The sequence below is a fragment of the Lysinibacillus sp. GW247-5R2A genome (genome assembly GCF_059424475.1).
In genome coordinates this window covers 258,148-276,576 of record NZ_JBWKZL010000004.1, presented here as the reverse complement: position 1 = coordinate 276,576, position 18,429 = coordinate 258,148, and the positions used below count along the sequence as shown (strand labels likewise).

At 39.9% G+C, this 18,429-nt stretch carries 16 protein-coding genes and 1 other annotated feature; of the genes, 13 read left to right on the top strand and 3 right to left on the bottom strand.

Annotated features, from left to right (window positions below; all coding sequences use genetic code 11):
* The first annotated feature begins 8 nt into the window (after positions 1–8).
* From ruvB to yajC, 4 genes are all read left to right on the top strand, one after another.
* On the top strand, positions 9–1,013 hold the full coding sequence (gene ruvB / locus AC07YC_RS08890) for a Holliday junction branch migration DNA helicase RuvB (RefSeq protein WP_336635833.1): 1,005 nt from the start codon (positions 9–11) through the stop codon (positions 1,011–1,013).
* A gap of 17 nt (positions 1,014–1,030) precedes the next feature.
* Positions 1,031–2,071: a tRNA preQ1(34) S-adenosylmethionine ribosyltransferase-isomerase QueA gene (gene queA / locus AC07YC_RS08885; RefSeq protein ID WP_336635832.1), complete on the top strand. Its 1,041-nt coding sequence runs from the start codon at positions 1,031–1,033 to the stop codon at positions 2,069–2,071.
* A 56-nt stretch (positions 2,072–2,127) separates the two neighbouring features.
* Positions 2,128–3,273, top strand: coding sequence for a tRNA guanosine(34) transglycosylase Tgt (gene tgt, locus AC07YC_RS08880; protein ID WP_336635831.1), 1,146 nt, complete (start codon positions 2,128–2,130; stop codon positions 3,271–3,273).
* Positions 3,274–3,535: 262 nt separating this feature from the next.
* Positions 3,536–3,799: a preprotein translocase subunit YajC gene (gene yajC / locus AC07YC_RS08875; protein ID WP_336635830.1), complete on the top strand. Its 264-nt coding sequence runs from the start codon at positions 3,536–3,538 to the stop codon at positions 3,797–3,799.
* A gap of 53 nt (positions 3,800–3,852) precedes the next feature.
* Here the strand turns inward: yajC and AC07YC_RS08870 are convergent, their stop codons facing one another.
* Complete coding sequence (locus AC07YC_RS08870) at positions 3,853–4,689, bottom strand: polysaccharide deacetylase family protein (protein ID WP_494919086.1); 837 nt, start codon at positions 4,687–4,689, stop codon at positions 3,853–3,855.
* Positions 4,690–4,860: 171 nt separating this feature from the next.
* Here AC07YC_RS08870 and AC07YC_RS08865 point away from each other — a divergent pair, with 171 nt between their 5' ends.
* Positions 4,861–5,496, top strand: coding sequence for a DUF421 domain-containing protein (locus AC07YC_RS08865; RefSeq protein WP_336635828.1), 636 nt, complete (start codon positions 4,861–4,863; stop codon positions 5,494–5,496).
* Here AC07YC_RS08865 and AC07YC_RS08860 read toward each other — a convergent pair.
* Complete coding sequence (locus AC07YC_RS08860) at positions 5,493–7,010, bottom strand: putative polysaccharide biosynthesis protein (protein WP_336635827.1); 1,518 nt, start codon at positions 7,008–7,010, stop codon at positions 5,493–5,495. The two genes, AC07YC_RS08865 and AC07YC_RS08860, sit on opposite strands and share 4 nt — an antisense overlap.
* Positions 7,011–7,103: 93 nt before the next feature.
* Here AC07YC_RS08860 and AC07YC_RS08855 point away from each other — a divergent pair, with 93 nt between their 5' ends.
* Positions 7,104–7,412 (top strand): post-transcriptional regulator, encoded by a 309-nt coding sequence (locus AC07YC_RS08855; RefSeq protein ID WP_008181166.1) that lies wholly within the window; start codon positions 7,104–7,106, stop codon positions 7,410–7,412.
* Between the two features lie 346 nt (positions 7,413–7,758).
* Positions 7,759–10,026, top strand: a complete 2,268-nt coding sequence (secDF, locus tag AC07YC_RS08850; RefSeq protein ID WP_336635826.1) for a protein translocase subunit SecDF — start codon at positions 7,759–7,761, stop codon at positions 10,024–10,026.
* A 99-nt stretch (positions 10,027–10,125) separates the two neighbouring features.
* On the opposite strand, the gene AC07YC_RS08845 is transcribed toward secDF, so the two are convergent.
* Positions 10,126–11,814 (bottom strand): methyl-accepting chemotaxis protein, encoded by a 1,689-nt coding sequence (locus AC07YC_RS08845; protein WP_494919084.1) that lies wholly within the window; start codon positions 11,812–11,814, stop codon positions 10,126–10,128.
* Between the two features lie 320 nt (positions 11,815–12,134).
* Positions 12,135–12,401: a binding site (T-box leader), on the top strand.
* Positions 12,402–12,515: 114 nt separating this feature from the next.
* Between AC07YC_RS08845 and AC07YC_RS08840 the strand changes: the two genes are divergently transcribed.
* From AC07YC_RS08840 to trpA, 6 genes are read left to right on the top strand one after another with little or no spacing between them, the layout of a single operon-like run.
* On the top strand, positions 12,516–13,886 hold the full coding sequence (locus AC07YC_RS08840) for a chorismate-binding protein (protein WP_494919082.1): 1,371 nt from the start codon (positions 12,516–12,518) through the stop codon (positions 13,884–13,886).
* Complete coding sequence (trpD, locus tag AC07YC_RS08835) at positions 13,883–14,914, top strand: anthranilate phosphoribosyltransferase (protein WP_494919080.1); 1,032 nt, start codon at positions 13,883–13,885, stop codon at positions 14,912–14,914. The genes AC07YC_RS08840 and trpD overlap by 4 nt, the downstream gene beginning before the upstream one ends.
* Entirely contained in the window at positions 14,911–15,702 is a 792-nt protein-coding gene (gene trpC / locus AC07YC_RS08830; protein WP_494919079.1) for an indole-3-glycerol phosphate synthase TrpC, read from the top strand. Before trpD ends, trpC begins: the two co-directional genes overlap by 4 nt.
* Positions 15,699–16,313 (top strand): phosphoribosylanthranilate isomerase, encoded by a 615-nt coding sequence (locus tag AC07YC_RS08825; RefSeq protein WP_494919078.1) that lies wholly within the window; start codon positions 15,699–15,701, stop codon positions 16,311–16,313. Before trpC ends, AC07YC_RS08825 begins: the two co-directional genes overlap by 4 nt.
* Positions 16,313–17,524 (top strand): tryptophan synthase subunit beta, encoded by a 1,212-nt coding sequence (gene trpB / locus AC07YC_RS08820; RefSeq protein ID WP_336635820.1) that lies wholly within the window; start codon positions 16,313–16,315, stop codon positions 17,522–17,524. Before AC07YC_RS08825 ends, trpB begins: the two co-directional genes overlap by 1 nt.
* The gene (gene trpA / locus AC07YC_RS08815; RefSeq protein ID WP_494919077.1) at positions 17,521–18,315 is read left to right on the top strand and encodes a tryptophan synthase subunit alpha; all 795 of its coding nucleotides are present in this window, start codon (positions 17,521–17,523) and stop codon (positions 18,313–18,315) included. Before trpB ends, trpA begins: the two co-directional genes overlap by 4 nt.
* The last annotated feature ends 114 nt before the right edge of the window (positions 18,316–18,429 follow it).

Below are 18,429 nucleotides of genomic sequence, written 5' to 3'. Positions count from 1 at the left end.
GAAGAGGCATGTCTGAACGTATGATGGCTAGTGAGGCAAGTGGCTATGATGAACAGTTTGAATTATCTTTACGCCCACAAAGGTTAGCCCAATACATAGGGCAGCATAAAGTAAAGGAAAATTTACAAATTTTCATTGAGGCAGCAAAACTTCGGCAGGAAAGTTTAGATCATGTGTTGTTATATGGACCACCAGGACTTGGTAAAACGACATTGGCTGCTGTTATAGCAAATGAGATGTGTGTCAATGTGCGCATGACAAGTGGTCCTGCAATTGAACGTCCAGGAGATTTAGCTGCAATTTTAAGCTCACTAGAGCCTGGCGATGTTTTATTTATTGATGAGATTCATCGACTACCTCGTGCCATTGAAGAAGTGTTATATCCAGCAATGGAGGACTTCTGTTTAGATATTGTGGTGGGAAAAGGTCCTGAAGCACGTTCTGTACGACTTGACTTACCTCCCTTTACCCTTGTAGGTGCTACAACAAGAGCGGGTGCCTTATCAGCCCCTCTGAGAGATCGCTTTGGTGTATTATTACGCTTAGAGTACTATGATGATATTTCTCTTGCTGAAATTGTTGCTCGCAGTGCCCATTTATTTGAGGTAGAAATTGAGCAAATAGCAGCAATGGAGATGGCGAGACGTTCTCGTGGCACACCTCGAATTGCCAATCGCCTATTGAAACGAGTACGAGATTATGCACAAGTGCTTGGAGATGGTATGATAACGGAGGGTCTTGCAAAGCAAGCTTTAGAGCTGTTACAAGTGGATCCAAGAGGGCTTGATCATATTGACCATAAACTTGTCACGAACATGATTGAGCGCTTTCGAGGAGGTCCTGTGGGCTTAGATACGCTTGCGGCATCAATTGGTGAGGAACGGGTGACGATAGAAGATGTATATGAACCCTATCTCATGCAAATTGGGCTTATTCAACGCACACCACGAGGAAGAGTGGCGACACATTTAGCCTACGAACATTTTGGATATGAGTATCCCCAACAAACATAAAGAAGGAAGTTTTTTTCATGCGTGTAGAAGATTTTGATTTTGAATTACCAGAGGAGCTTATTGCCCAAACACCATTAGTAGACCGTACAGCTAGTCGATTAATGGTTGTGACACCTGGCTCAAATGAAGTTGAGCATCACCATTTTGCACATGTCTTAGAGGAGCTACGTGCAGGTGATTGTCTTGTGTTAAATGATACAAGGGTCTTACCGGCTCGCTTAATGGGTGTAAAAGAGGAGACAGGCGCCCATATTGAGGTATTATTACTAAAGCAATTGGCAGGTTCAGACGAGTGGGAAACCCTTGTAAAACCAGCAAAACGCGTAAAAGTAGGGACAGTTATCACATTTGGAGATGGGTTGCTAACAGCTACTTGTACAGGTGAGCTTGACCATGGTGGACGAACATTTGAATTTCATTACGATGGAATCTTTTATGAAATATTAGAGCAGCTTGGTGAAATGCCATTACCGCCTTATATTCGAGAAAAATTAGAAGACAAAGATCGCTATCAAACGGTCTACGCGAAAGAACGTGGCTCAGCTGCTGCTCCAACGGCGGGTCTACATTTTACAGAAGAACTATTAGAACAAGTAAAGGCAAAAGGGGTAGAGGTTGTCTTTATTACTCTTCATGTCGGACTTGGTACATTCCGTCCTGTTAGTGTGGATTCGATTGAAAACCATGAAATGCATGCCGAATTTTATAGTGTGACGGACGAAGCGGCAGACACGATTAATCGTGTAAAGCGTAATGGTGGTAAGGTAATAGCTGTTGGGACAACCTCCACACGTACATTAGAGACAATTGGCTCTAAATATGGTGGTGAAGTACGACCAGAGCAAGGTTGGACATCTATTTTCATCTATCCAGGCTATGCGTTTACTGTGGTGGATGGTTTAATTACAAATTTCCATTTACCAAAGTCAACACTTGTTATGCTAGTGAGTACGTTAGCCACTAGAGAAACTATTTTAAGTGCCTATCAGCAAGCTGTAGAAGAAAAATATCGCTTCTTTAGTTTTGGTGATGCTATGTTTATTCGACCAAAAGAATAAAAAAGAAATAATCGGAGTACTGTTTTTACTTCAGATCAGAGAGGGTTTTTATTTTTATGACACAACCAGCAATTCGCTATGAATTACTTCATACATGTAAACAAACAGGAGCACGTCTTGGTATCGTGCATACACCACATGGCTCCTTTGAAACGCCAGCATTTATGCCAGTTGGGACACAAGCAACGGTTAAAACGATGTCTCCTGAGGAATTAAAAGAAATGAATGCCGGTATTATCTTATCTAACACGTATCATTTATGGCTTCGTCCAGGCAATGATATCGTCAAGGAAGCAGGCGGACTGCATAAATTTATGAACTGGGATCGTCCAATTTTAACAGATTCAGGCGGTTTCCAAGTATTCTCGCTAAGTCAGTTCCGCAAAATCGAAGAGGAAGGCGTTCATTTCCGTAATCATCTTAATGGGGATAAATTATTCCTAAGTCCAGAAAAAGCGATGGAAATTCAAAATGACCTAGGCTCAGATATCATGATGGCCTTCGATGAATGTCCACCGTATCCTGCAACACATGAATATATGCTGCAATCAGTAGATCGTACAACACGTTGGGCAAAACGATGCAAAGAAGCTCATAATCGTCCGGAAGACCAAGGGTTATTCGGAATTATTCAAGGCGGTGAGTACGAGGATCTACGCCGTCGTTCTGCAGAAGCCTTAGTGGAGTTAGATTTCCCAGGCTACGCAATAGGCGGATTATCTGTTGGAGAACCGAAAGATATTATGAACCGTGTTCTTGAGTTCACAACGCCGTTAATGCCAGCAAATAAACCACGATATTTAATGGGAGTGGGTTCACCAGATTCATTAATCGATGGTGCCATTCGTGGTGTTGATATGTTTGACTGCGTACTGCCAACACGTATTGCGCGTAATGGTACACTGATGACATCAGAAGGTCGTTTAGTCGTTAAGAATGCAAAGTATGCTCGTGACTTTGGGCCAATCGATCCGAACTGTGATTGCTATACTTGTAAAAACTATTCACGTGCTTATATTCGTCACTTGATTCGCACAGAAGAGACATTCGGTATTCGTTTAACGTCTTATCATAATTTACATTTCCTACTAAAGCTAATGGAACAAGTACGTGAGGCAATTCGTCAAGATCGTCTTGGTGATTTCCGAGAAGAGTTTTTCGAGAAATATGGCTTTAATGGACCGGATGCGAAAAACTTTTAACCAATTACTTTTGTAAGGATAATAAAATGGACGAGTTTTTCATAAAAAAGGGCATTAGAAATCCTCTAATGTCCTAAATGACTAGCCATAGTATGACAAAATCATTCAAATCTTTGTAAAAAGTGAATATTTCTAGCAAAATATTGTCAATCATAGAAAAAATATTAGTAAATGAGAAAATTTTTGGGCTTGTCCATCGCTTTTTTATGGTGGAATAGTCTATACTAAAAAAGTGAGATTTGGAAAGGGGGCAAGAAGTATTATGGATCAATTATTAGGCTTAGCACCAATATTATTAATGTTCGTTGCTATGTGGTTTATCTTAATCCGTCCAGCTAAAAAAAGACAGCAGGAAACACAAAATATGCAAGGTAATTTGCAACGTGGAGATAAAGTCATTACGATCGGTGGCATGCATGGTGTCATTGATGCAATCGAGGACACAGCAATAACATTAAAAATCGCTGATAATGTACGTGTGAAATTTGACCGTCAAGCAATCGGCCGAGTTGAAAAAGAAATGTAATTATAAAAAGTAAAAGGCTTACAATAGGTACTAGCCATATTGTAAGCCTTTTCTTATTTCATTGTATTTATTTTATGGATTAAGTCGGCACCCGAATCATTGCCATTTACAATGATTCTACTCAGTGTAAATAATCCATCACCCTTTTTGACATTTTTATTTTGAATGACAAAGCCCATTTTAAAACCAGCCTCCTGTGCTATTTTAATGGTAGTTGCAGATTGAATACCGTATGGATAGCTAATGGCGATGGGCTCATAGCCTAATTTTTCTTTAATGATGTTTCTGGAGTGAATAAAATCATCTTTGACCCTTGCTTCGTACTGCTCTTGACTTTCTAATTGTCCATTCAAATAGCTTGGACCGTAAATGGCACCATTCATTCTACCGAATTTTGAAGGTAATTTATAATGCGAGTCCCAAGTATGGCTTTGGATCGTTATATAATCTTGCATTTCTTTTAATTGTTCCCAGTTCATTTTGGCAATTTCATGTGGATAGGCAATTTCTTTGGTTGTGTCGACAATTCGACTTGCAATAACAAAGATTTCTGCATGTAGGTCATATTTTTTCAAAATCGGATAGGCCTTTTCGTAATTGCTGAGATAGCCATCATCAAAAGTAATCAATACAGGCTTTTCGGGTAATTTGATTCGGTTCGTTAAGTAATCATGTAATTCTTTGACTGAAATCGCATGATAACCTTCTTCCTTAAGTGCCCTCATCTGTTTATCAAAATTATTGGGTGAAATAACCGTATTATTGTTTATATTGTCCGCTAAATGGTGGTACATAAGAACGGGTATAGTCTGTTCTTCGTATCCATAAGTAAGGAATGGATACGTGAACAGAACGATATAAACAACAACAAAAGCAATCATTTTCCTCATCATTTTCTCACCTTATTTGCTGTTTATAGTTTAAAGTATGTCGTTCTTTATATTTTGTACGAACAACTAAGGACTATTCCTTGAATAAAATCATTTTTCAGCAATATGACACCATCAATCTGTATAAAAAACAAAAATAAGGTCACCTTGATATTATGGGGGTGTAAACTAATGGAAGAATATTTCCATATAATTTTTAGAACCTGTTTTTTATATGTGTTTATCATCATCGTCTTTCGATTAATGGGTAAACGAGAAGTGGGTGAGTTGTCTGTCATCGATTTAGTTGTATTTGTATTAATTGCAGAAGTGGCTGCTTTTGCGTTAGATGATTATAAAAATCCTCTATTTAATGCGATTCTACCCATTATTATTTTGCTCTTTATACAAATACTAAGTGCTTACTTATCGTTAAAATTCAAAGGAATCCGCGACTTAGTTGACGGTGATCCAGCATTACTAGTAAAAGACGGTGTGATATTAGAGAGTGAAATGCGGAAACACCGTTATAATTTGGATGATTTATGTCAGCAATTGCGAGAAAGTGGTATCGCCTCTGTCTCCGATGTTGCATTTGCCTATTTAGAACCTTCGGGTAATCTTTCCGTTTACAAAAAAGATGAAAAGCCATTTGTTTATCCATTAATTATTGATGGAGATATTCAAGAAAGACATTTATTAACGATGCATAAAGATGTGGAATGGTTGAAGAATGAACTAGCTAAAAATAATATTACAGATAGTGAAACAGTGTTTTTCTGTATTTGGGAAGACGAACGACTGTATATCCAATTAAAAGAAAGCTAAACTTTCTTGGCTAATTTACGGATATAGCGGAAATCCGTTATACGTAATTGGTTGGTAAATAATAAACTCGTAAATAGTAAAAATAATGTGACACAACTGTTTAAAATAAACGGTAGTGATAGTAATGGCATTAGGAAGTACTGAGCGATACAAACGGCAATAAAGCAACTATAAGGTACGACAAACATTCTAAAGCCTGCTCGTAAGTTTTTCCGTTGTCTAACAGTTGCGATATGCAAGAAAGACGTCATTAAAACGCCAAAGCCAATAGCTACCACAGCCCCTTTTTCTTGAATACCGGGCTGAGAGGCAAGTACAAACATAACAAATAATTTTCCTAGGCCACCATAGATAGAGTTCATCATCGCAGCCCGAGCTTCGCCAATCGCCTGAAGGATGGAATGCAAAGGGCTTTGAATATAATAAAAATAAAAAATGGGGGCTAAAATTTTTACGTAACCACGATTTTCTTCTAAATGGAAAAGCTTCATTGCCAATTCATCACCATGTACAAAGAAATATGTAGCGGCAAAACAGCCCACTAAAGAAGATAATCGTAAGGAAACCGAAATCCGCTCCTGTAGCAAAGAAGTGTGCTGACGAGCGACGGCATCACTGACCGCTGGAATAAGAACAATGGATAAAGCTGTTGACACAAACGCAGGAAATAGCAGTAATGGCACTAACACACCTGAGATAACGCCGTATAGAATGGTAGCTGCAGATGCCGTTAATCCTGCCACTGTCAAAGCTTTCAAAAAGATGATTGGTTCTAAAAACCAAGTGAAAGAACCAAAAAGCTTACTGCCTGCGGAAGGTAATGCTATACGGAGCATTGGCGATGAAGGATACCCTTCGATTTTTGTTTTGCGCGCAATTAGTTTCTTTTTTGAAATTACATAATGCAGCCATAAATAGAGAAATGCTACTACCTCTGCAGCAAGCGTAATACCCATTGCAGCAGCTGCCGTTACTGCAGCATTATTATAGTTAGCCACATATGGAAGCATTAGTGTAATAAAGCTAATCCGCACAACTTGTTCAATCATTTGTGACCAGGCGGTCGGTGTAATTTTAGCGATTCCCTGTAAATAAGCACGTAATAAACCAGAACCTACTGATACTGGAACGGCAAAGAGTGCAATCCATAAGGTGAAAGTTGTATGTTCATTATGTAAGAGTGTCGTAGAAATATATGGTATAGTAAGTGCAACGAGTGGCATAAAAACGATCATGCCAATAAATGACCAAAGAATAGCAGTACGCATGACGCCAAATATGCTTTCGCGTTTATTTTTTGCTAGTAATTCTGCCACAATTTTAGCTACAGCAATAGGTAGTCCAAGTTGAATGAGTGAGATGAAGAAAATAAAAGCTGGGTAGACGGTCATATAAATGCCGACTGCCTCTTCACCAGCAATTCGCATAAATTGCATTCTATAAAAGAAGCCAAAAAGTTTAGATAAAAAAATGACAAACATTAAAAATAATGTACCCCGTACAAAAGAACTCATGCCATCCGTCCCTTCTCAAGCCGCAAAAATTCATTTACACTATTTGTATGCAAGCATGTCTTACGTTACGACTTTGATTGGAGATGATTCAAAATGAGTATGCAATATGAGCAACTATTTGAAAAAATTCGTCCTGCAATTGATAGTAAGATAGCAGAGTTCAAGTATTTTCATTACGATGCTATAACGGCAGAAGAGCTTTGGCGGTACTGTGTTGAAAAAAAATGGCGAAAAAAGAAAGTAGATCAACTACGCTTATATGAGGTGATTGCTACCATATTCTCGGTATCACCATCTGATATCGTCTCATTTAATCAAGTAGAGTTTTTACAAAGTGATAATTGGTTTGAAGAACTGAATACAGAAGAATTACAATTACTGCTTGGTCCAGTCAGAACGTAAATGACAATGTGTCAAATTTTGCAAGAATTCAAAGAAACCTATATGTGTTGAATTGACACCAAGCGCAACCTGTTTCATAATAAGTGTGTTGCGCTTTTTTTATTTTGAAAAACTGTTTACTTACATAAACCTCCCATGCGATATTACTTGCATTAGGAAGGTTAGTACCTAATAATACAAAGATAAACTTGCGCGTTATGAACGAATGAAATAAGTGAAGCTACCTTTTTGAGACACAGGTAACATGATTCTAAGGAAAAGGAGGATTAATCGTTTCAAAAGGTATTGCTAGTTACTTGTTTGGCGTGTAAGGACAACCCTTACACCATTTCGAGGAGGATTTTCAATGAAACTAAAAAGTCGTATAGTTGCATTCCTATTAATTCTTGTGCTTTTGGTAGCAGGAATTAGTACGACTGTAAACGGCGTCTTAAAGGACATTAAGCTTGGTCTTGACTTACAAGGCGGGTTTGAGGTTCTTTACGAGGTAAATGAATTAAAAGAAGGACAAAAAATCACGCCGGAAGTTGTTGCTGCTACGGCAACAGCCCTTGGTAACCGTGTCAATGCGATTGGTGTTAGTGAACCAAGCATTCAGGTTGAGGGAGAAAACCGTATCCGTGTGCAATTAGCTGGTGTTGAAGATCAGGAATCGGCACGTAAGTTACTATCTACTTCTGCGAATTTAACATTCCGTGATGTGGATGATAATTTATTATTAGATGGGAATGATTTAGCGGAAAATGGAGCTAGTGCTTCCTTTGACCAGCAAAATCGCCCAATTGTATCGTTAAAATTAAAAGATGCGAAAAAATTTGCTGATGTAACAAGTAAAATTGCTGCGAAACCTGTAGGACAAAATTTATTAGTTGTATGGTTAGACTTTGAAGAGGGTGTTGATTCCTATAAAGCGGAATCACAAAAAGCTAAGCCTCGCTATTCATCAGCAGCAACTGTTAGTCAAACATTAAATACTACAGACGTTATGATAAGTGGTAATTTCTCTGTGGATGAAACAAAAAATTTATCAGGAATTTTAAATGCAGGGGCACTACCTGTTAAGCTTGATGAAATTTACTCCACTTCTGTTGGTGCTCAGTTTGGTGATGAGGCACTGAAAAGTACCATTTTTGCAGGTATTGTCGGCGTAGTAATTATTTTCTTATTCATGTTATTTTACTATCGTTTACCAGGCTTTATTTCCATCATTACACTTGTTGTATTCACGTTCTTAGTCTTGGTTGTATTTGATTGGATTAATGCTGTATTAACACTTCCGGGTATTGCCGCTATTGTACTCGGTATAGGGATGGCTGTGGACGCCAACATTCTAGCAGCAGAACGTATACGAGAAGAGCTTCGAGTAGGGTATTCTGCTAAGCAGGCGTTCCAAATCGGGTCTAAACAATCTTTGTCAGCGATTGTTGATGCCCAGTTGACGACTCTATTAGCAGCGGGCGTTCTATTTTACTTCGGGACAAGCTCTGTTAAAGGATTTGCCACTACATTAATTATTAGTATTTTATTGAGCTTCTTAACAGCAGTGTGGGGTTCTCGTGTTCTATTAGGAGTCCTTGTTAACAGTGGCTATTTCAATAATCCAGCATGGTATGGTATTGCCAAAGCAAAACAACATAGTTTAGATGAAAACATTGGCACATTAGATTTATCAACGAAATTTGATCGTTTCGATTTTGTTCACAACCGTAAGAAATTTTATACATTCTCTTTAGCCATTTTAGTGGCTGGGATAGTGGCTATGGGTGTTTTCCGTCTAAACCTTGGTATTGATTTCTCTAGTGGTACACGAATTCAAATTGAAGCAGAACAAACGTTAACACAAGAAGAAGTAGCAAAATTTGTTGATAGCATCGGTTTCCCTTCGGAGGATATTGTCCTTTCAGGAGAAAAGAGTACATCTGCAGTTGTCCGTTATAAATCCGATTTATCACAAGCAGATATTTTAAAATTCCAGAAAGAAACAACCGATAAATATGGTCATAAGCCTACTGTAAGTACGGTATCGCCAACAGTCGGTAAGGAACTGGTGAAAAATGCCATTAAAGCATTATCACTTGCAGCACTTGGAATCATCATTTATGTAGCAATTCGCTTTGAATGGCGAATGGGTATCGGTGCGATTGTTTCATTATTGCATGATGTATTCTTAATTGTTGCCGTCTTTAGCTTCATGCGTTTAGAAGTAGATATTACATTTATTGCGGCTGTGTTAACCATTGTTGGTTATTCCATTAATGATACGATTGTTACCTTTGACCGTATGCGTGAAAATTTAGATCGTTATGATACGATTAATGACCGTGAAGTATTGGCGAACATAGTAAATAAATCACTGCGCCAAACAATGGGACGTTCTGTTAATACAGTTCTAACAGTTATTATTGTTGTTATAGCTTTATTAATTTTTGGTGCACCATCTATTCAAAACTTCTCGATCGCGTTATTGATTGGTTTAATTACAGGTATGTATTCTTCCATCTGTATCGCAGCTCAAATCTGGTATTCATTAAAAATTCGTGAAATGAAAAAATCAGATGGACAGCTACACAAGAAAGAGAAAAAACAATGGGGTACAGACGAACCTACTGTCTAATTTAAATGAGCAGGGTATAGAAAACAAATTGTTTTCTATACCCTGCTTTTATCATATAAAAAATCTGCTGGCTTTCTAAAAAGCAGCAGATTTTCTTTTTTATATTTTAAATTGTTGAAGTAATGTTTGTAGCTGCTGGGCATGTTGACTTAATTCCTCAGCGACCGCGTTCACTTGCTGCATTGTTGCGACTTGTTCATCAACAGACTCACCAATTATTTGTGAATTGCTGGCTGACTGATTTGATACACTAGCTATTTCCGTGACAGAGGCAGCAACCTGTTCAGCACTGGCGGAAATTTCCTCGGATGTAGCAGAGATTTCTTCAATTTGCTCAGTAAATGCAGTCACGGCTGATGTGATGGAGTAGAAAGCATCTCCTGCCTCGTGAATTTTATTTACGCCATCTTTTACAGAAGCCAGTCCATGATCGACGGCAGCTGCAACATTGCGTGTATCTGTCAGAATTTCTTTTGTAATGGCAACTATTTGATTGGCAGACTGATTGGATTCCTCAGCAAGTTTACGTACCTCATCAGCTACTACTGCAAAGCCCTTACCGTGTTCCCCAGCTCTTGCTGCTTCAATTGCCGCATTTAATGCCAGTAAATTTGTTTGCTCTGAAATGGCCGTGATGACGGTTGTAATTTGTCCAATTTCTTCTGATTGTTTACTTAATTTTTCGGTTAATGTAGCAATTTCAGAGGTAGCCACAGAAATGATAGACATTTGTTCTTTCGCTATGGATATGGTTGTTCCTCCTGTTTGTGCGAGCTGAGTCATACTTTCTGCATTGGAATGAAGGCTTTGTGTCGCTTCTGCAATGCGTTGGACACCGGCTGCTGTTTCATCCATTGCTACAGCACTTTGCTGTGAGGCACTAGCGGATGAAACGATATGTGTTGAGTTTTCTTGAATTCGTTGGGCAATATCATCAGAAGTTGCCGTCACTTCCTCCGTGCTAGCAGATAGCTCTTCAGAGACAGCTGATAGGTGGGAGGCACTATCTTGGATGTTTGACATTAATCCAGTTAGATTGTGCTTTAACGTATTGACGGCCACGGCTAGTGTGCCAATTTCATCTTTTGATTGGTGAGTCAGCTCATCAATCGTTAAATCTCCTTGTGCTAATGTATCAGCCGCTCCTATAGCCTGACGCAATGGCTGAACAATCGACCTTTTAACAAAAAACATAAAGTATACGCCAATAACGACACTAGCCAATAGTAGCGTGATGGAAATAATAATTGCTCGTGCAACCGTTTGATTAACTTCAGTATCAACCTTTTGAAGCTGTTCATTATGATACTCCAACATTTCCTTCGTCAATTGGAAGATTTCCTTATTATCTTTTGTCACATCATAATTTATGTAAGAGAGTGCTAAATCTACATTACCATTATTGAAGGCTTGGACTGCCTCTTCGGAATGGCTAAGTAAATCTTTTTGTAGTGCTGTGATTTGCTGCATGATATTTTTTGTGTAATCAGAACGAACAAGCGTAGAAAGTTCATTCACCGATTCTGGTAAAAGCTTTTCATAGCGCTCTAAATTAGCTTTAGCCGTTTCATCCTTTTGATTTAAAATATAGGAACGTAAAAATAAACCTTGAGATGCGAGTTCTTGCTGAATTTTCACTGTTAATTGCATTTGAACTATACGATTTTGCAGCACTTCTTCTAGATCATTTTGCGTAGCTTTAAATTGAAGAAAGCTCACAATGCTTGAAATGAAGAGTAAACATGTTAATGAAATGAAGCCCAGATTTAGCTTTTTACGAACGGACATAGACGTTCCTACCTTCTTTTGTTATATAGAAAAAATAAATGTTCTGAAATTACTATAACTTGATATTTTTACAAGGTCAATACGCAGAAAATTTTCAACAGCAGGAGTGTTATTTCCTTTTTTGTGGAATATAAAAAGGGTTATATACCTATATAAAAAGCTTCTGAAATCCATGTCAATCACTTGATCCTTCAAAATTGATTGACAATTATATTTGTTTGGCATAGAATTAAGGCTAACTTTTTGTTCGGTCAAGGTAGAAGGCTACGGGAGCGTGGTCAGCCTAAGAACAGATGAGCTGAGTTTAGATGAGAATAGCTGAGAAATTGTTGAATAAGAGTAGTAACATAAGTGTGCAATGTAGAGAGTCAGTGGCTGGTGAGAACTGATTTGTAGCTTATGTGAATGGACTTATGAGAGTCGCCTTTAAAAAAGCGAACGTGAATCCCCACGTTATAGGGAATGCTTGAACGATATATGGGCATAGCTATCTAACTGATTAGCTATGGACGTAGCAGGAGCAGGCATTAAAGTGAGAGCAATATGCTCTAATATGAGGTGGCAACGCGGTCATGATCGTCCTCTGCAATTAGGAATAATCCTTTTTGCAGGGGATTTTTTTATTTTCATCAACCGTGCAATTTTTCTTCATTCGTCTAGACATTAGCTAAAGGAATCTTTGAAAAAGGAGATTGAAAGCTATGCAAACCACGAGTTCAAGAACAAAAATGAAAACCATCAATGGCGATTCTTTAACAGCGATTTTAATTTTTAGACGTTTACAAGGTAAGCATAAATTTTTGCTGGAAAGTTCAGCCCAGCATGAGGGTGCGGGAAGGTTTTCCTTTATTGGTGCGAATCCAAGAAAAACATATAAAGGTGTCGGGCAAGAAATTCAGGAGTATTCCTATCAAACAGGAAAAACCTATGTCCATCAAGGTGAGCTCTTTGCTCTACTGAAAAGACTCATGCCACGCATTTCCAATACGACTGAATTTCCGTTCTCTGGTGGTGCCGTTGGTTATATAGGTCATGGAGGAACATCGATGCTGCCGGCCCATGCAAAGGATCTCCCAGATGTTCATTTTCATGTCTATGAAACAATCATTATGTTTGACCATATAACGGATGAAGTGACACTAATTCATACAAATATAGATGTGGAAAAGCATGAGCCTGACTTGGAGGCTTTAGCCCAACAGTTGTTACAGGGGCATGCAAGTGAAGAAGCAACTTACAAGTATCAAACGCTTGAAACCTCTACACAGGATCAATTTACAAATGCTCTACAAAACATTCAACGTAATTTACAAGGGGAAATGACAAGAGTCGTATTACCGAAGCGCTATATGGCAAAGTTTCAGGGAGACGCTTTTTCGTTATATAGACAGCTTCGTAAAAAAAAGCCAGCTGCCTATATGTATTATATAGAATTTGAGGATTATGTAGTTTTAGGAACTTCTCCTGACAGTCTAATACGAGTGACAGGAGAACGAGTAATTGCAACCCCAACAGAGGGAGCATTCCCACGGGGAGGAACGAAAAGCGACGACTTAGAAAATGAACGCAAACTATATAATCATCTAGAAATTAGAAAATCACATGCCGTCCTTGTGAGCGCAGTGCAGCAAGAGCTACAGTCTGTTTGTTTTCGGAATTCCATTCAGGTGATGGATGCTATGCGTATTGAGAGATCGAAGCAAGCTTTACACATGACTTCTACAATAGAGGGACGTCTGTTGCCGATGCTTCACGCCCTTGATGTATTAGCAGCAATGCTACCACCACATTCAACTACAGGGATACCTAAGGAACAGGCAGCCCATTATTTAGAAAAATGGCATTATACTGCGGGTATTTTTGGCGGAGCTCTCGGCTTCATTGGTTTTAATGGGCAATTGGATTTTGCTTTAGCTGGGCAATCCATTGTGGTGCAACAGACAATGATGCATAGGCAATCGACCATTGCGGTTACAAAATATACGGACGTAGTAAGAGTTTTACAGCAGGTGGAAGAGGAAGAACGAGCTTATTTACAGTTATTGGCGAATAATGGAGGGCAAAACGAATGAAACATTTACAGCGGAAAGTGTTGCAAGGGGAGCATTTAATGTATGAAGAAATGCTGGAGGTGGCGCAATGGATATTCCAGGATGACACTCCTAAAGATGAAATCGCAAGCTTTTTAACAGCCCTATCTATAAAGGGGGAGACGGCTCATGAAGTAGCGGCATTAGCAACAACTATGCGGTCATATGCCCGTCATGTCCCCGTAAAAGAAGGAGCTTATATGGATAATTGCGGTACTGGTGGGGATGGTCTTCATACATTTAATATCAGCACTGCCTCTGCATTCGTGCTAGCAGGAGCTAGTGTTAAAATCGCCAAGCATGGAAATCGTAAAATTTCGTCTTCCTCTGGCAGCTCGGACGTTTTAGAGGCATTAGGCATTCAGACAGATATGACAATTCCACAAACTGTAGAGCTATTGGAGAAAGAAGGCATTGCTTTTTTATACGCACCGAATGTCCATCCTAAACTAAGGAGGATTGGGGAGATACGACGTTCACTAGGTCGACCAACCATCTTTAATCTAGTGGGCCCTTTAACAAATCCTGTAACCCTATCAACACAATTTACAGGCATTAATCGTCCCCATTTTGTTATGGAGTATGCTTCTGTTCTACAAATGCTAGGACGAGAGCGTGCCATTGTAGTATCAGGTCCTCGAGGGCTAGACGAGGCCTCCTTAGCAGGGCAAAATACATTGGTTTTACTAGATAAAGGAGATTTGATTCCATTCTCATTGAGCGCAGAGGATGTCGGTCTTCACTCGGCACCATTAGAGGCCATTCGCGGTGGTAATGCTGATGAAAATGCGGTAATTATGAAAAATTTATTGGCTGGGGAGCAGAGTGCTTACTTAGATACGGTATTGTTAAATGTCGGAATCGGATTATTCGGTCATGGTCAGGCAGAAACGATTAAAGAGGGGGTGGCTATGGCGAAAGACAGTATTAGTAGTGGGCGAGCCCTACAAAAATTAGCAACGGTTGTAGCTTATAGTGAGCAATTAAAAGGAGTGGAGGTTGGACAATGAATATTCTTCAAAAAATACTTCAGCAAAAGAGGATAGAGGTAGGAGCATTATTAGAGCAGCCTGATCCTTTAGCAAATTTTTCAGAACAGCAACGCCCTTCGTTATTCCAATCATTACGGCAAGCAAATTCATTGCAGGTGATTGCTGAAATGAAACGTGCTTCGCCTTCCAAAGGGTTAATTGCTGGTGGGGCAGACCCGGTTGCCCAAGCAAAAGTGTATGCTCAGGCAGGGGCAGCAGCTATTTCTGTATTAACGGACAAGGAATTTTTTAAAGGTTCCTTTGAAGATTTAGCTGCAGTTGCTCGTGCAGTGGATACGCCACTTCTTTGTAAAGATTTTATGGTGGATCGAGTGCAAGTTCGATTTGCAAAGGCTGCAGGTGCATCAATTATTTTATTGATCGTGGCAGCATTAACGGATGAAGCTTTACGTGATTTATATAGCTATGCAACGAGCTTAGGCTTAGAGGTTTTAGTGGAAGTACATGATAGTGAGGAGCTCAAACAGGCACTTGCAGTCGATGCAAAATTGATTGGCGTTAATAATCGAGATTTACGTACTTTTGAGGTCAATTTACAGCGAACAAAGGAGATTGCAGAAGCCTTTCCGTTTGATGAGGAACATCTATTAATTAGTGAAAGTGGTATTTGGACGCAAGACGATGCAAAACAAGTGGCGGCTATGGGCGCTAGTGGTGTTCTTGTTGGAGAAGCATTAATGCGGAGCGGAGATGTAGGGCTAGCACTCAGACGTTTACAAGTTCAAACCGAGGAGACTTCAGTATGACAAAAGTAAAAATTTGTGGATTACAAGAAGTAGAACATATCCAAACAGCAATTCATGCGGGTGCAGATGCTGTGGGCTTTGTTTTCGCACCAAGTAAACGCCGTGTATCCATTGAACAAGCACAGCTATTAGCAAAGCAAGTGCCACAAGGTGTTTTGAAAATTGGTGTCTTTGTCAATCCAACTCCTGCTGAATTACAGGAAGCGGTTGAGCGAGTGCCTTTAGATTACGTGCAATACCATGGAGAGGAAACAGCCACATTCATTGCTGAACAAGGTTATCCGGCTATAAAAGCATTATCTATACGGACAAAAGAGGATGTGCAAGCCGCTGCTCACTATCAGGTGGACTATTATTTATTCGATGCCCCTGGGACTGATTTTAAAGGTGGAAGTGGTCGAACTTTTGACTGGACTTTACTCGATGAAGTGGGAATTCCACGGGAAAGATTAATACTAGCCGGTGGATTGAAGGCGGAGAATATTGCAGGGGCCATTACTGATGTAGACCCTCACATGGTGGATGTATCCAGTGGCGTAGAAACAGATGGCATAAAGGATCATAAAAAAATACAGACATTTTTACAAATGGCAAAGAGGGGGCATAGATAATGACAATTTCGATAGCCAATAGTGTACCAACAAAGGATGGGCGATTCGGCCAATTTGGTGGGCGGTTTGTACCTGAAACATTAATGACAGCCTTGCTAGAATTAGAGACTGCCTATGAGGAAGCAATAAAAGATGCAGCGTTTACAGAGGAGCTATCTTATTATTTAAAGGACTATGTGGGACGTGAAACCCCGCTTTATTTCGCAGAAAATTTAACAAAGAAGCTTGGTGGAGCGAAAATCTATTTAAAGCGTGAAGACCTAAATCATACAGGTGCACATAAAATCAATAACGCGATCGGCCAGGCCCTTCTTGCCAAACGAATGGGGAAAAAGAAAATTGTTGCGGAGACAGGAGCTGGGCAACATGGAGTAGCAACGGCTACCGCTTGTGCCTTATTAAATCTTGAATGTGTAGTTTTTATGGGCGCTGAAGATATTAAACGTCAGCAGTTAAATGTTTTCCGTATGGAGCTACTTGGCACGAAGGTTCAGTCTGTGGAAAGCGGGTCAAAAACTTTAAAGGATGCTGTAAATGCTGCTTTGCGCTACTGGGTGACAAATGTGGAGGATACGCATTATATTTTAGGCTCTGCGTTAGGCCCACATCCATTTCCAAAAATTGTCCGGGACTTTCAGCGTATTATCGGGGTAGAAACAAGGACACAAATTTTGCAAAAGGAAGGTCGTTTACCAGATGCAGTTGTAGCTTGTATTGGTGGCGGTAGTAATGCAATTGGCATGTTTCATCCATTCGTTGACGATGAAGCAGTTACCTTATATGGTGTAGAGGCAGCAGGAAGTGGTCTTGAAACGGGGCGGCACGCTGCAGCCATTGCAGGTGGACAATTGGGTGTATTACATGGTGCTTACATGTATTTATTACAAGATGAAAATGGCTTTGTTCAAGAAGCGCACTCAATTTCAGCAGGATTAGACTATCCAGGAAAAGGGCCGGAGCATTGTTATTTACATGAGATGGGTCGAGCGCAATTTGACTCTATCACAGATGCTGAAGCATTAGAAGGCTTACAATTATTAAGTCGAACAGAGGGCATACTTCCCGCACTGGAAAGTTCCCACGCTATTGCTTATACAGCAAAGCTTGCTAAAACTATGCCGAGTGACAGCATTATTGTGGTGTGCTTATCTGGCCGAGGGGACAAAGATGTACACACGGTTCGTGCGGCACTAGGAGGGGATCTGAAATGACGACTTTACAACAGGCGATTAACCAGACAAAGCTTGCAGGACATAAGGCTTTTATTCCGTATATGATGGCAGGTGATGGGGGATTAGAAACAATCAAGCCAACGATTATAAAGCTACAGCAGCTGGGTGTAACAGCTATTGAGGTAGGCATTCCCTTTACGGACCCTGTTGCAGATGGTCCAACAATTGAACGGGCTGGAGAACGGGCATTAGCAGCGGGTGTAACGTTGAAGAAAGTATTACAAACTCTCGCTTCATTTAAAGAAGAAATAACTGTCCCATTAGTTATCATGACTTATTTTAATCCCGTATTAGCATATGGCTTGGAGGCTTTTGCTCAAGCTTGTGTAGCTGGAGGAGTCAAAGGAATAATCGTACCCGATGTGCCATTAGAGGAAAGCAGGATTTTACGAGAAGCCTTAAATCCACATAGCATTGATGTCATCCAGCTTGTATCATTAACAAGTCCTCCTGAACGCATTGCTCGTATTGCTGCGGCAAGCCAAGGATTTGTTTACGCAGTCACTGTCAATGGAATTACGGGGGAACGGTCCAATTTTGCTACTAATTTAGAACAACATTTTGCAAGCTTGCGTCAGGCAAGTCCAATCCCAGTACTAGCGGGATTTGGCATTTCAACGCCAGAGCAAGTGACAAGTATGGGGATGTTGGGAGATGGGGTCATCGTTGGAAGTGCCGTTGTGACAGCCTTACATGAAGGAAGGATGGCAGCAATAGAAGCATTAATAGCCGCTTCAAAAGGCATTTACGAAAAGTCTACTCTTTACTAGAGTGGGCTTTTTTGCTGTGTAGTGGTTAGCGGGGTCAAAGTGACGGATAGCGGAGGGAAAGTGACGGATAGCGGAGGGAAAGTGACGGATAGCGGAGGGAAAGTGACGGATAGA

Excerpts from the sequence above, each read along its gene's own strand:
- ruvB (WP_336635833.1), top strand. The coding sequence starts at position 9 with ATGTCTGAACGTATGATGGCTAGTGAGGCAAGTGGCTATGATGAACAG.
- queA (WP_336635832.1), top strand. The coding sequence starts at position 1,031 with ATGCGTGTAGAAGATTTTGATTTTGAATTACCAGAGGAGCTTATTGCC.
- tgt (WP_336635831.1), top strand. The coding sequence starts at position 2,128 with ATGACACAACCAGCAATTCGCTATGAATTACTTCATACATGTAAACAA.
- yajC (WP_336635830.1), top strand. The coding sequence starts at position 3,536 with ATGGATCAATTATTAGGCTTAGCACCAATATTATTAATGTTCGTTGCT.
- AC07YC_RS08870 (WP_494919086.1), bottom strand. The coding sequence starts at position 4,689 with ATGAGGAAAATGATTGCTTTTGTTGTTGTTTATATCGTTCTGTTCACG.
- AC07YC_RS08865 (WP_336635828.1), top strand. The coding sequence starts at position 4,861 with ATGGAAGAATATTTCCATATAATTTTTAGAACCTGTTTTTTATATGTG.
- AC07YC_RS08860 (WP_336635827.1), bottom strand. The coding sequence starts at position 7,010 with ATGAGTTCTTTTGTACGGGGTACATTATTTTTAATGTTTGTCATTTTT.
- AC07YC_RS08855 (WP_008181166.1), top strand. The coding sequence starts at position 7,104 with ATGAGTATGCAATATGAGCAACTATTTGAAAAAATTCGTCCTGCAATT.
- secDF (WP_336635826.1), top strand. The coding sequence starts at position 7,759 with ATGAAACTAAAAAGTCGTATAGTTGCATTCCTATTAATTCTTGTGCTT.
- AC07YC_RS08845 (WP_494919084.1), bottom strand. The coding sequence starts at position 11,814 with ATGTCCGTTCGTAAAAAGCTAAATCTGGGCTTCATTTCATTAACATGT.
- AC07YC_RS08840 (WP_494919082.1), top strand. The coding sequence starts at position 12,516 with ATGCAAACCACGAGTTCAAGAACAAAAATGAAAACCATCAATGGCGAT.
- trpD (WP_494919080.1), top strand. The coding sequence starts at position 13,883 with ATGAAACATTTACAGCGGAAAGTGTTGCAAGGGGAGCATTTAATGTAT.
- trpC (WP_494919079.1), top strand. The coding sequence starts at position 14,911 with ATGAATATTCTTCAAAAAATACTTCAGCAAAAGAGGATAGAGGTAGGA.
- AC07YC_RS08825 (WP_494919078.1), top strand. The coding sequence starts at position 15,699 with ATGACAAAAGTAAAAATTTGTGGATTACAAGAAGTAGAACATATCCAA.
- trpB (WP_336635820.1), top strand. The coding sequence starts at position 16,313 with ATGACAATTTCGATAGCCAATAGTGTACCAACAAAGGATGGGCGATTC.
- trpA (WP_494919077.1), top strand. The coding sequence starts at position 17,521 with ATGACGACTTTACAACAGGCGATTAACCAGACAAAGCTTGCAGGACAT.